The organism is Polyangiaceae bacterium, assembly GCA_020633205.1.
Lineage (GTDB): Bacteria > Myxococcota_A > Polyangia > Polyangiales > Polyangiaceae > JAHBVY01.
The window spans coordinates 276,155-289,666 of sequence record JACKEB010000016.1; the positions used below are offsets into that span (position 1 = coordinate 276,155).

The following is a 13,512-nucleotide window of genomic DNA, read 5'->3' on the forward strand; positions in this document are numbered from 1 at the left end:
AAGCCAACGCCAAGCAGCCTTTGGTCCCCCCCCAGACTTGCGGTTTCGCGTGGCGCTCGGGCATGCTGCGCGCGGCTCCCGCCCAGCAGAACCCCTCTGTCCATGTCATCCAATTCCAGCCCGTCGCTCAAGACCCGCGTCGAACCCTACGCGCTCCTGGGCATCGCCCTCATCTCCGCGTCGCTCCTGGCCTACCAGGTCTTGCTCACTCGGGTCTGCGCCCTGCGGCTGCACTTCCATTTCGGATTCCTCGTGATCTCCAACTGCTTGCTGGGGATCGGCGCGAGCGGCTCGATTCTGTCGCTCACGGAGCAACGCTGGGCGGCCAACCCGCGGAGCTGGATCTACAAGCTGAACCTCGCGTACCTCGTCTCCCTGGTGTTTACGTGGGCGTTCCTCCTGACCTACTCCGTCCCGGACACCCTGAACTTCACCGGGATCGGCGAGGCCCTACGGTTCGTCACCTTCAACTTGGTGGCCGCTGCGCCCTTCTTCGTCGGAGGCGCGTCGGTGGGCCTGCTGCTCAGCTCCAACGCAGCGCGGGTGAACCGTGTCTATGCGGCGGACCTGCTCGGGGCCGGGGTGGGCTGCGTGGTGGTGCCTTCCCTGCTCTGGAACTTTGGGGCGGGCGGCACTTTCCTTGTGGTAATTGTACTGGGTTTGCTTTCGCTGGCGGTAGTGGCTCCCAGCGCCCAGCGCAAGAAGGCGATTGTGGTCACTGGCGTGCTCAGCGTGGCGTGCATTGCGCTGATGCCGAAGCTGGACGGGTGGCTCCCGGTGCCTGGCAAGGCCTACTTGGATCTAACAGACACGGTTCGCGCGAACTTTGCCCGGGCGAATCAGTACTCGCGCTGGAGCGCCAACAGCCGCATCGACGTGTTGCCCCTGCCCGTCCAGTGGCGCTTCATGTTCTGTCGCGGCGCGGGTGCGTTGTACATGCCGTTGCCCCAGCAGAAGTTCATCCTGCAAGACGGCGACGCAGGCACCATCATCAGTGATTTCAGTGGCGACCCTCGGGGCCTCGACGTGCTCAAGCGCACGCTCTATTCGGCGACGTTCAAGCTGAAAGAGGGCAGCGAGCCCCGCGTGTTCATCATCGGCATGGGCGGCGGAAACGACGTCTGGGCGGCGAAGATCCACGGCGCAAAGAAGATCAAGGCCGTCGAACTCAACGCCGGAGTGATTGAGGTCCACCGGAAGGTCGTCCCCGAGTACTCCAAGGGGATCCTCGAAGACCCCAACATCACGATCCTGCAAGACGAAGGGCGCACCGCGCTGATGCGTGAACCCGAGAAGTACGACGTCGTGCAGATGACTGGCATCGACACGTGGACGTCGCTAACCTCAGGCGCTTATGTCCTCGCGGAAAACTACCTGTACACCGTCGAAGCCTTTGGCCAGATGTATGACCACCTGAACGAGGGTGGCATCCTGCAAATCACCCGCATGGCCGCCGAAATGGAGACCTTGCGCTTGGTGAACAACCTGAGCGCCGCTCTAGGGAAGCGGGGCAAGCACGACATCAGCCACTCGGTGATGGCGCTCGCGACCCCCGATCAGCTCACCGCAGTGCTGCTGAAAAAGGGCGAGTTCAGCGAGAAGGAAGTGCAGGCGCTGGACGACTTCGCGAAAGCTCATGCGATGAAGCGCGTGTACTTGCCGGGGCGACACTACGACAACCCCGTGGAGCAGTTCCTCGCGAGCGACAAGAAGCAAGCGTTCGTTGACGCGTTTCCCCGCGACATCACCCCCACCACGGACGACAAGCCCTACTTCTTCAACTTCACCCGTTGGGGCAAGCCCTTTGGCTCCGCGGAGTTCATTCGCGAGCCGACCAAGGTCTCTCAGGGGAACCCCATCTTTATTCTTAGCCAGTTCGTCTTCTCGACGTTGCTAGCTGGCGCCTTCATCGTCGCCCCACTGTTGATCTTCCGGCGTCGACGCAAGGCCGGAAGCGGCGATGAGAACCCCGGTGCCTTCTCGAAGCTTGGCCCGCTCGCGTTCTTCATCAGCATCGGCATCGGCTTCATCGCGATCGAGGTGAGCTTGATGCAGAAGCTGACGTTGCTGCTTGGGCCACCGCTCTACTCGATCGTGGTCACCCTGTTCTCTATCCTGATCTTCACCGGACTCGGGAGCATGCTGAGCGAAGGCTGGATCCAGCGGGGTGCCCCCCGCCCGTGGCTCGTGCCGCTCGCGATCGCGCTCTACATCGGGCTTTGGCTGCTCTTCGGTTCCAAGCTCGTGGACAGCTTCATCGCGTCGGGTACGGCAGTCCGCATGACCGTCGCGGGCATCGCCGTCGCGCCAATCGCGTTCGCACTCGGGATCCCGTTTTCGTACGGAATAAGCAAGATCCGCAAGACGCATCCCGCCCTGGTGCCCTGGGCCTGGGCCGTGAATGGCTCCGCGACGGTCGTTGGGTCCATCGGAACGGTGATCCTGAGCATGAACCTCGGTTTCAACGCCGTGCTGATTTCTGCGGCGGTGATCTATGGGCTGGGCTTCTGGGCGCTCACGGGCTGGGAGCGCCGCCTCCAGGTACGGCCGGCGACCTGAGCCGTCATTGCTGTGCCAGGCTGTGCCTGCCCCTCTCCCCCCCAAAATTCACTTCGGAATTGCCAGTTCCTGAGCGCGGCATGAGCCTTGCTTAGCGCCGGGCATGCGCAAACCCGCACACCTGGCCTCGATTGCTCTCACGGGGCTGCTCTCCTTCACCATCCAACCTCGACCTGCTGCGGCCTGTGGCGGAACATTCTGCGACAGCGGCCCGACGGCGATGCCCGTCGATCAAAGCGGCGAAAACATCTTGTTCGTGATGTCGCCCGGGTACGTGGAAGCGCACGTCCAGATCCAATACGAGGGTGACGCCGAGCGGTTCGCTTGGATCGTGCCCATGCAGGGGATCCCGGAGGTCAGTGTCGGTTCGCAGCAACTGTTCACCAATCTGCTGAACGCGACCGTGCCCAACGTCGGCTACACCACGAGCTTCGACGACTGCGGTGGAAGCGGCGCCGTCGGAGGTGGGAACGGCGGCTCCGGCGGTAGCTCCTCATTCGGAGGGACAGGCGGAACCGGCGGTGGCGGCGGCGGACCGAGCGTCGTCTTCACGAAGACGGTCGGTGCGTTTGAGGTCACCGCGCTCCAGGGTGGCACCGCTCAGGAGGTGGTCGATTGGCTGTCGATGAACGGCTATCAGAACATCCCCGCGGCACCGAACTTGTTGCAGGACTACGTGGCACGCGGCTTCGTCTTCGTGGCCATCAAGCTCACCGCAGACGCCGAGGTCAACGAAATCCATCCGCTGACTTTCCGCTACGCCGGGGACGAGCCGTGCGTGCCGATCAAGCTGACCGCCGTCGCGGCAACGGAGAACATGGGCGTGCGAACGTTCTTCCTGGGCGATGACCGCTTCATGCCCACGAACTACAAGCACATCGTTCCGAACCCGGTGCGACTCGACTGGCGGAGCTTTGGTTCGAACTATGAGTCGTGGATTACCCGCTCCGTAGACAGCCCAGTGTCCAACGGCCACGGGTTCGTAACCGAGTACGCCGGCAGCTCCGGCGTCGTGTTCACCGGCGATCTGTATCAGCCCTCATGGAACTCCGGAGCGTTCACGAGCATCGCGGCGGAGAACGTGGTCGACACGCTACAACAGCAGAACCTGATGTACTGCTACCCAGGCTACTGCGAGTACTACCACCCCCTGCTGCGCTCGATCCTGGCGGCTCATTTGCCGCCGCCTCAAGGCGTGCTGGAGGACGACTTCTACAGCTGCGTCAGCTGCTTCAGCGATCAGCTCGATCCCAACGCCTGGGACCCGGCGGCGTTCGCCACCGATCTCGACGAACGCCTGATCAAGCCAGGGAAGCACGCGAAAGACGTGCTCTCGCTGTACCCAGTTCTGACGCGCATGTACACGACGCTTTCCCCCGCGGAAATGACCGAAGATCCGATCTTCGTCGCAGCGCCTGGGCTACCGAGCGTCGGACCGATGGGGACGGCGACTCAGCGCGTGACCTGCGACAGCCGATCGGGCATGACTTTGCCTGACGGACGCCAGGTGGGGCTCCCCAGCGGCGGCGGCTGGCCGACCTTCGACTCCAACATGCCGTGGGCGGAGCGCATCGAGGAGTACACGGACAAGGGAGAGCTGATCGTGTTGGTCGACAACAAGGACCAAATCGACGCCCAGCTCAAGTCCTACAACGCAGGCGAGAACTGGCCACCTGCCGGCTCGGGTGGCAGCGCCGGCTTTGGAAACGGCGGCGGCAACGTCGGCGGGTCTGGCACCGGCCCCTGGGGGAACACCTGGGGCGGCACCGCCAATCTCGAAGGCGGCTCGAACTCTACGAGTGGCTGCGCGTGTACGGTTCCCGGCGGAAGCTCTTCGAGCTCGGCCCCGCTGTCCGTGGCCCTTGGGCTAGGTCTGCTCGGCGGTGTCCTCGGGCGCCGGCGCAAGCGCAGCTGAAGACTCCGAACCGATCAGTTCAGAGGGGCGCTCCGGGTTGAGCGCCCCGCTGTTTTTCTGGGAGCGTACGAAGTCTCCTCGCCCAAAGGCCCAGAACGCCGCCATGTAGCTTAGCGCTGCCAGCACGAACAACGTGGAGAAACCCAAAACCAGAGCGAACAACGGCGCTACCGCCGACGCCAAGACCGTGAAGAATGCGTTCACCCCGAATGCCCAGGGCACGAGCTGTACCGACCGCGCCCCGAGCAGCTTGATGCCTCGAGGAAACGGCATCCCGAGGAGGAACCCTAGCGGAACAATCGCGCCGAGGGAAACCGCTACTCGAACGCCAAAGCTCTGACCGACCAGGCTCGGCAGCAGACGCCAGCTCAGGGCGCCAACGGCGACGACCACGAGCGGCACCGCGAAGCGTAGCCAGCGCGCGGAGGTCAGTCGCTGGGAGACCAACGCTCCCACCCCACTCGCGGCGAGCAGACCACTCAGCACGATCGAGAGGCCGTACGTGGGGTGCCCCAGAAGGAAGCTCAGGCGCTGAATCAGCGCGACCTCTACGAGCAAGTAACCGACGCCCAGGCAGGCGAAGTAGACCCCCGCTCTCCGGCGCGACAGCTGCTCGGGCAGCTGGAGCAGGCGCAGGGGACGCCGAATCCCGATGAACGCCAGGAGCAGCGTGACGAGCAACGTCCCCAGCAGCACGCCGTGGCCGATGGGAACGTTCGTCCCGTACAGGCTCTCGCTCTTCATCTGCGGCAACGCGAAGAGGCTCGTCCACTTGAAGTAGTCAAAGAAGAACGGAGCCTCGTCCGTCGCAGGAGCGAGCCGATAGGGGTACGTTCGGAAGAAGTCCGCGCGGCGCTTCAGATCAGGAACGACGGCTTGCGCGAATGGACCGGCTGGCGCACCCGGATCAAAGGCCAGCGCAAACTTCTCTCGTTTGGCAAAGTCAACCAGGCGATCCCGCTGCTCCTTCGAGATAGCCTGCTTGCACACCATCAGAGTCGCCCACTGCTTGGTGCGCAGCACCGCGATATGACGCCATGGGTCTTTCACGCCCTGGCGCTCCAGGGCCTCGTTCGCAGTCACCGTCAGTCGCAGTGTCTCCCTTGGTGGAGACAAGATCAGCCGTGAAACCGAGAGGCAGCCGGTTTCCGTGAGGTGGGAGAGGTAGTCGTCGAAAGCCTGAGCCGTGTAGACGTAGGCCTCGGCCAGGCTGTACGCCCCGCTCGCGAGCGCCGTGAACGTGTCCACCCCTGCGAGCTGAATCACATCGTACCGCTCGTGGCTCGCGCGAATGAACGTGCGCCCCTCGGACTGCACCAGGTCGACGTCGGGGCGTTCCGCGAGGTGACCCGTGAAATCGAGGTAGCGGGATTTCAGTAGACGCAGGATCGCGGGGTTTATCTCTGCGCCGGTGACGTGACTCGCCCCGTGAGCGAGCGCCAGCATGACGTCCACGCCGCCACCGACACCGATCACCAACACCTTCGGTCCGCCGGGGGCCCGCTCGCTCGTTGGGCCGAACTTGGCCCCCCGCAACACCCACACCGCCGCCGTCGACGAGTGAGGTAAGAACTCGAGCTCCGCAGGGTCTTGCTTGATCTGGTGGATGGTCGTCGGCGCAGATCCATCCTGCGTTACCGCGCGGACACGATAGAGTCGCGTGTGCGTGTTGACCTCACCGGCGACGAGGGGCGGGCCATCAAAGGGGTAGGACACGTCGATGCGACCGTGGGGTGTCCATTCCCTGTGCTCGACGCTGCGGATCCCAACGTCCGGGCGGTGGTAGAGCGAGATCTCCTTGGTCGCCGCCGGGGTGATCCAGGAATCTTCGTCACGGCCCAGGAGCAAGCACACGCCCACCAAGGCTCCACTCAGCAGGGCAGTGCGTCGCACCGCGGGACTCCCCAGGGCAAACAACAACGCCGCCACGCTCACCGCGCAACCGGCAAACAGCAAGAGGCCGAGCGCCCCGAGACTCGGGATCAAGACCACAGCCAAACCGCCAAAGGCGCCGCCGCCGATCAGGTCCGCGGCGTACACCCGACCTGCGCTCTGCGACCACGCTCCGAGGGCCGTTCCGAGCACGACGCCAACCGCGAGGAACGGCACCGTACACAGCGCGATTACCATGCCCAGCGCGAGGAAAGTGCTGCTGCTACGGAACAACTCCAGTGGGTTGACCCGTATCAACAACGCCAACAAGACGGACGCAACGCTCGCCGCTGCGCCCCAGCGCCCACGACGAGCGAGCGCCAACCGGAGCTCACCCACCCCGAAGCTGACGCGGCGCACACTGAGCCAAGCACCCGCAGTGCCGAAGCCGAGCAGCGCGAGTCCAACCACCAGATAGGCAAAATGGTGCCAAAGCGTGATGCTGAGCACGCGCGTTAGCGCGATCTGCGCGGAAATCGCGGCGCCACTCACCAGCGCGACCCCCAAGAGGTCGACCGCCCGCGGAGGCCCAGACGCCTCCACCGGCGTGGTGATGTCAGTCATCGGTGTCTCCGCTCGGAACCGGAGGCGCCGAAGCGGAGGCGGGAGCGCTCGGGGCCGCCGGCGCGCCATCCACGACTCCGGCGTCTTGGCTGCTCCCCTCTTCGCCTGCATCGAAGTCGCCGGCTCCGCCGTCACCCAGGATCACGGCGGTGGAGTTCAAGACACTCGCCGAGATGAAGGAGGCGCGCTCGGTCGGATTCCCGAGCGTGCTGACAGTGAGCCGCCCGGTCACGCTCAGTTTGCCCTGAACGGGGATCCCCGTGAGCCGATCGATCGTCAACTGACCCTCACCGTCGCCACGGAACTGCTCCAGAAGTGCAGTCTTGCCGGGCGCGAAAGGATGCGGAAACTCTTGCACCGGAGCGTGCTGCCTCACGGAAATGCGGATCACGACTTGGCGTTCCGAGATGCTCTTCACCGACATCTCGGCCATCTGGATTGCCTTGACATCACCAAGCTCCACCGTCTCGCTGAAGCGCCACTTCCCGCCTACCCCGACGGGCTCCGGAGGCAGGCGGAAGGGGAACCGGCGCTGAACCTCCCAGGAGCGGTCGAGGACCTCTTTCTCCTCCGGGGCGGGTTCGACACCACCAACCAGCTCCGTCTTCATCTCGAAGATTTCGCCGTCTTCCGCAACCAGCATCCGCGTGCGCGTGCCGTTGTAAGCCGCCAACCCCTGGTTCATCGCGGCGGCTGTTTCCGGAGGGATACCCTTCGCATCCACTTCGAGGGAGTCCACCGTCGCGCGCTCCTCGACCAGCCTGAAGGTCTTCTCGTTGCGCTCGCGAATCACCGGATCGGCGCTGCCCTGAGTCACTTGGAAGGTCATCAACGCGACCACCGTGGGCGCACGCACGGGCTTCGTACCTTGGAGGCCAAACGAACTCTCGTTCTTGACCCGCCAGCGATACGCGAGGCCCTTCCAACGCCCAACCTGGAGCTTCACGCGGGGCTCCTTGCCGGCGTCGAGTAGCTCGATGCGCCCCTCGTCGCTCGCCGCAGCATCAGGCTTTTCCGCTGCGCTCGAACCGCAGCCACCACAGCCTCCCTCGCAACCGGGTGCGAGCCCGAGGGTGAGCAAGAACATCAGGAGCAGGCGTCGGTTCATCGCAGAGTCAGGTCCAAGGGTGCGCGGAACCTACCACGCCACTTGGGGCTTTCGCGAACCCTCACGTCGTCAGGAACCTTGCTCCAGCCATGCTCGAAGATCGCCGAGCAGCACCCGCGGCGCCCGGCGCAAGGCCTCGACGTCCTTCGCGCCCACCAGCAAGAACGCCGTGCGCAGCTCACGCTCCACCAAGTCCAAGAAGCGAAGCGCGCCCTCCGCCCCTCCAGACTCGAGCGCCTGCAGCACGGGTCGCGCGATGCCTCCGGCGGTCGCGCCGAGCGCGATGGCTTTCGCGATGTCGAGACCGCTCTTCACACCACCGGTCGCGAAGACCGTGTCAAAGCCGGCCCGAGCGGACCAAGCGACGCTCACGGCGGTGGGGATCCCCCACTCCCAGAACGTCTCTCCAAGCGCGCGCTTGGCACTCTGAGCGCGCTGGGTTTCAACGGCAACCCAGGACGTGCCGCCGGCACCCGACACGTCGACGTGGCGAACGCCCACGCCATTCAGACGCCGTGCGACCGAGTCTGACAGACCGCAGCCGGTCTCCTTGGCGATGATCGGAACACCCGCCTCGGCGACCAGCCGCTCGAGCGTCGCGAGCCCATCGCGGAAGTCGCGGTCGCCTTCCTCTTGAACCACCTCCATCGCGGGGTTCAGATGGACGCAGATTGCATCGGCACCGACCCGGCGCGCGAGCTCTCCTACTTGCTCCGCGCCCAGCTCCCGGGCTTGGACCACGCCGATGTTTCCGAGCAGCAACGCGCTCGGCGCAACGTCTCGAACCTCGTAAGTCGCCTGGTGAGCTGGGTCGCGCAGCATGGCGCGCTGACTGCCAAGTCCGAACGCGTAGCCGCGCTGTTCTGCGATCGCCGCCAGCTGCCGGTTGATCTCTCGGGCGCGGGACGTTCCCCCGGTCATCCCCGCGATCAGGATGGGCGCGGAGAGCCGCTTGCCCAGGATTTCGGTGCTCAGGTCGATCTCGTCCAGATCGAGATCGGGGAGGGCATCGTGGACGAGTCGAACGCACTCGAACAACGTGGTCGTTTGCTTGAACGCGACGTCCCCGCTCACTGCCAAATCGATGTGGTCCGCCTTGCGTTGGGCAATGTCTGTCATTGAGCTGTCTTTTCCGTTCATTCCTGCGGCCACGGCGCGGCTTCGAGCCCTCCGAAGCGGATGCGATCTTATGCCGTATCGCCCAAGTGACCCTCGGGTAGCAAGGCTCCTACGGGGTGGGCACGCGTTGACAGAGCGCCTCCCCGCTCCTACGCTCCGCTCACAAAAATGGCTGGGAAGACAAGCACTTCGGGCAGACGGGCCGGCTCTCAGAAGGGACGCCGCGACGCCTCGCGCTCGAAGGGCACGAGCGTCCCACGCAAGCGCGCGACGTCCCCCAAGAAGGCGAGTCGCGGGCGCGGAGAAACCAGCGTGGCCTCACCCGCCGCCAAGGCCAAGCCGACCCGGCCAAGCAAGCGAGCAGCCCAGCCTGGGCGAGCGCCTCACGCAGGTCAAGCTAGCCAGTCGAAACCCAAGGCACTGCCGATCAACCCGTTCGTCGCGCTTCTGGGCAGCCTGAAGCGCGACGTGGAGCGGCGCCTCGACGAGCTCTTCGATGCGGAGCTCACCCGCGCTCGGGGGCTCGGGAACGACACCAGTGAGATGGTGCTGGCGTGCCGAGACTTGTGCCTGCGAGGCGGCAAGCGCCTCCGGCCGGGGCTGGTGCTCGCTGGTTTCCGCGCGGCAAGTTCAAGCAGCGATACCCAGCAGGCGCTCGAGGTGGGCGTCGCGCTCGAGCTAGTCCAAGCCTACTTCCTGATTCACGACGACTGGATGGATCGAGACCCCGTGCGACGGGGAGGTCCGAGCGTGCACGCGCAGCTCGGCAGGCGTTTCCGCTCGGAACATCTTGGTGCGGCGTCGGCGATCTTGGCTGGCGACTTCGCCGTCGCGCTCGCCCAGCGCTTGGTCGCGTCGTTGAAGGTCCCGCCCCGGGCGCAAACGGAGTTCTTGAACACCTTCGCGAACATGCAGGTGGACGCGATCCTCGGACAACAACTCGACCTCCTGAGCCGAAGCGCCGACCCCGAGGTCACGTACACACTCAAGACCGCGAGCTACACGGTTCAAGGGCCGTTGCTACTTGGCGCGCTGCTCGGTGGTGCGCGCGCCGACACCTTGGAGGCGCTGCGCGAGTTCTCCACTCCCGCAGGCGTGGCGTTCCAGCTGCGCGACGACTTGCTCGGCGTTTTTGGTACGCCGGAGGAGACGGGCAAGCCGGCAGGCAACGATCTAACGGCAGGCAAGCGAACCCCACTGGTGCTCGCTGGTTTCCGCCGCGCCAAGGGCAAAGGGCATCGCTTGTTGAAGCGCGTGCACGGCAACCCTCAGGCGACCCCAGCCGATGTGGCGCGGGCCATCGAGGTGCTCGAGAAGTGTGGAGCCCGTGGCGTAGTCGAGAACCGAATCGCCGAGCTGGAAGCCGAAGCGCGAGCGGTATTGCAGGCTGGAGGCATGCGTCGGGCAGGCCAAGAACTCTTGTCCGGGGCTGTGACGGCGCTGGCGGCGCGGCGCAACTAACATGAGCAGCGCGCGCGCGTTCGGGAAGCTCATCCTGATCGGGGAGCACGCGGTGGTCTACGGCTGCCCAGCCATTGCCGCGGGGATCGACAAAGGTGCGCGCGCGTGGGCGTCGACTATCAACGAGCCGTCGCGTAAGGACGCCGAGTCTCACCTGAGTTTGGGGGTGAGTGAAGTCACGGCAGACGACTCGAGCGAGACGTCCAAGGCATTTCGCGCGCTGCTTGAGCCAATCTACGCGGCTCGGCGTGAGCGCACCCCGCTCAAGGTCGAGGTTGCCTTGGACCTACCCGCCGGCGTCGGCCTAGGAGCCTCGGCGGCGATCGCGGTGGCCATCGCCCGCGCCGCCTGCGAGGCGCTCGGACTCATCCCCGACGATCGCTTGCTGTTGCGCGCCGCGAACGCCTGGGAGAGCGTCTTCCATGGCAATCCATCAGGGGTCGATGTGGCCGCAGCGATGGCCCAGGTGCCGATCTGGTTCGTGAGGGGTTCGGCGCCAAGGCCCATCCCCTGTGCGCTTCCGCTTTGCCTTGCGGTAGCGCTCGCTGGTCCCCCGGCGGCTACCCACCGCATGGTCGAACAAGTCGCAGAGCTTCGGGAGCGCCGCCCCATCAGCTTCGACCAGGCGCTCGACCGTGTGAACGCCCTGGCAGAGCGCGCGAAACACGCGATTGCGGCGGGTGACCTGCGCGAACTCGGTCGCTGCTTCGACGAAAACCAGCGCGAGCTGGAAGGTTTCGGCGTGAGCACGGCGGAGCTCGAGAAGGCCTGCTATCTCGCACGAGGCGCAGGGGCGCTCGGCGCGAAGCTTACCGGCGCTGGCGGCGGAGGCGCCGTCATCGCGCTGTGCGATGGCCCCGCGAAGCCAGTACTCGACGCCTGGTCTCGCGAGGGCATTCAAGCCTTTGAAGCCCAGGTCCGGTCCTCCCCCTCCCCCCCAACTCCGGAAGCATCATGAGCCGAGCCGTCGCTGTCGCCCACGCCAACATCGCGCTGATCAAGTACTGGGGTAAGGCGGACGTCACCCGCAACCTACCGGCGGTGCCGAGCCTGTCGCTTACACTGGATGGCCTCTCCACGCGCACCGAACTCGAATTCGACCCGGGACTCATCGAGGACAAAGCCTTCCTCGACGACGTGCAGCTGAGCGGCAAGCCCTTCGAGCGCGTGAAGCGCGTCCTCGATCGACTGCGCGAACGCGCTTCCACGAACACCAAGGCTCGTGTAATCAGCCACAATCATTTCCCCACGGCAGCAGGCCTGGCGTCCAGCGCCTCGGGTTTTGCGGCCCTCGTCGCCGCGACTTCGGCGGCTCTCGGCCTGGGCATGAGCCTTGCGGAGCAAAGTTCCGTGGCGCGCTGGGCGAGCGCCTCCGCCGCTCGCTCGATCTTCCCCGGCTGGGTGCAGCTGCGGCTGGCCGAAGAGAGCGCCGAAGAACTTGCCCCACGGAACCATCTGGAGATCGAGATGTTGGTCGCCGTGACCCGACGCGGGCCGAAGCCAATCGGCTCGACAGCAGCGATGCAGCACACCCTCGAGACCAGCCCATATTACCCGGCGTGGGTTGAGTCTGCGCCGGCGGTGTTCGAGCGCGGCAAAGCGGCACTGCTAGCGAAGGACCTTCACGGCCTGGGCCACGCCATGGAACACAGCACGCTGTTGATGCATGCCTCGATGCTCGCTGCGGACCCTGGGGTGCTCTACCTGGCACCAGCCAGCATCGCGCTGATTGACTGTGTGCGCTCGTTGCGCGAATCCGGCGTAGAAGCATTCTTCACCATGGACGCTGGTCCCCACGTCAAAGTCCTCACCCGCAGCGACAACGCTGCCCAGGTGGCGCGAGCGCTCGAGGGCGTCCCCGGCGTACTCGAGGTGCTCCGCTGCACCCCCGGTCCCGGCGTAGAAATATTGGAAGCCCCGTGAGGACTGCGGCTCCGGGAAAGCTGGTGCTCTCCGGAGCCTACGCGGTGCTCCACGGCGCGCCTGCCCTGGTCACCGCAGTGGATCGCTACGTATTCGCTGATTCCGCAGGGCAACCCGCGTTTGAGCCTCCCGAGGTGCTAGCCGCGCTGAGGCACTACCCTGGACGCCAGGTCCCGAGGTTTGATGCCTCCGAGCTGCGCAGCGGCGACCAGAAGCTCGGCCTCGGCTCGAGCGCCGCGATCACGGTGAGCGCCGTCGCGCTCTGGGAACTCGAGGCGGGGGCCGATCCCCAAGCGAGCGACCTCGGCGCACTCGCCTATCCCGCGGCACTAGCCGCCCATCGAGAGGCCCAAGGAGGCGGCAGCGGCATCGACGTCGCTGCGGCGAGCTTCGGCGGCACGCTACGGGCGCGTCGGGCCGACAACGGAGACCTCGAGCTTCGCTCCGTCGAGCTTCCCCCTGAGCTCGCCGTGGAAGTGTGGTGGACCGGCGTGCCTGCCAGTACGCCTCAGCTGCTGCGCCAGGTCGCGGCGCTCGAAGCCAACGAACCCGCGCGCTTCGAGCGCCTGATGGGCGCCCAGGCGGAAGCGGCGGAGCGCACCGCAACCGCAGTTGAAGAGCAGCGGCTGGAGGCGACGTTGGCAGGCCTGCAAGCGCAGTTTCAAGCGCTCGCTGCACTGGGTGAGGCCGCGACCGCGCCAATCGTGAGCGTCGAACTCAGACAAGCTTGCGCCAAGCTCGATGCAACGGAAGAAGTCTGGCTGCCCGCCGGTGCGGGTGGTGGCGACGTGCTAATGCGCTACCGGCACCCCGCGTCGACTGCTGCGCCGCCGTCTGCTATCGAGCGCTCCGCGCAGCGTTTGCCCCTCACCTTGGCGGCGCGTGGCGTCCACTTTCGTCCCTGATCGGCTTTACGCTTTCCGTTTCAAAC

At 65.6% G+C, this 13,512-nt stretch carries 9 protein-coding genes; 6 read left to right on the forward strand and 3 right to left on the reverse strand.

Annotated features, from left to right (window positions below; translation table 11 throughout):
• Positions 1-102 precede the first annotated feature (102 nt).
• Both H6718_25820 and H6718_25825 read left to right on the forward strand, forming a co-directional pair.
• Positions 103-2,559: a hypothetical protein gene (locus H6718_25820; protein ID MCB9588856.1), complete on the forward strand. Its 2,457-nt coding sequence runs from the start codon at positions 103-105 to the stop codon at positions 2,557-2,559.
• 103 nt (positions 2,560-2,662) lie between these two features.
• A complete protein-coding gene (locus H6718_25825; protein MCB9588857.1) occupies positions 2,663-4,474 on the forward strand; it encodes a DUF2330 domain-containing protein in 1,812 nt (603 codons plus the stop codon).
• Here the strand turns inward: H6718_25825 and H6718_25830 are convergent.
• From H6718_25830 to H6718_25840, 3 genes are all read right to left on the reverse strand, one after another.
• Entirely contained in the window at positions 4,427-6,970 is a 2,544-nt protein-coding gene (locus H6718_25830; GenBank protein MCB9588858.1) for a hypothetical protein, read from the reverse strand. The genes H6718_25825 and H6718_25830 overlap by 48 nt on opposite strands.
• Positions 6,963-8,078 carry a hypothetical protein gene (locus H6718_25835; protein ID MCB9588859.1) on the reverse strand — a complete coding sequence of 372 codons (1,116 nt, stop codon included), beginning with the start codon at positions 8,076-8,078 and terminating at the stop codon, positions 6,963-6,965. Before H6718_25835 ends, H6718_25830 begins: the two co-directional genes overlap by 8 nt.
• Before the next feature lie 69 nt (positions 8,079-8,147).
• Positions 8,148-9,197, reverse strand: coding sequence for a type 2 isopentenyl-diphosphate Delta-isomerase (locus H6718_25840; GenBank protein MCB9588860.1), 1,050 nt, complete (start codon positions 9,195-9,197; stop codon positions 8,148-8,150).
• Positions 9,198-9,365: 168 nt separating this feature from the next.
• On the opposite strand from H6718_25840, the gene H6718_25845 reads away from it, so the two are divergent.
• Genes H6718_25845 through H6718_25860 form a run of 4 tightly spaced genes read left to right on the forward strand, consistent with a single transcriptional unit; the run spans position 9,366 to position 13,486 of the window.
• The gene (locus H6718_25845) at positions 9,366-10,658 is read left to right on the forward strand and encodes a polyprenyl synthetase family protein (protein MCB9588861.1); all 1,293 of its coding nucleotides are present in this window, start codon (positions 9,366-9,368) and stop codon (positions 10,656-10,658) included.
• Position 10,659: 1 nt separating this feature from the next.
• A complete protein-coding gene (mvk, locus tag H6718_25850) occupies positions 10,660-11,616 on the forward strand; it encodes a mevalonate kinase (protein ID MCB9588862.1) in 957 nt (318 codons plus the stop codon).
• Positions 11,613-12,581 (forward strand): diphosphomevalonate decarboxylase, encoded by a 969-nt coding sequence (mvaD, locus tag H6718_25855; protein ID MCB9588863.1) that lies wholly within the window; start codon positions 11,613-11,615, stop codon positions 12,579-12,581. Before mvk ends, mvaD begins: the two co-directional genes overlap by 4 nt.
• Positions 12,578-13,486: a hypothetical protein gene (locus H6718_25860; GenBank protein MCB9588864.1), complete on the forward strand. Its 909-nt coding sequence runs from the start codon at positions 12,578-12,580 to the stop codon at positions 13,484-13,486. Before mvaD ends, H6718_25860 begins: the two co-directional genes overlap by 4 nt.
• Positions 13,487-13,512 lie beyond the last annotated feature (26 nt).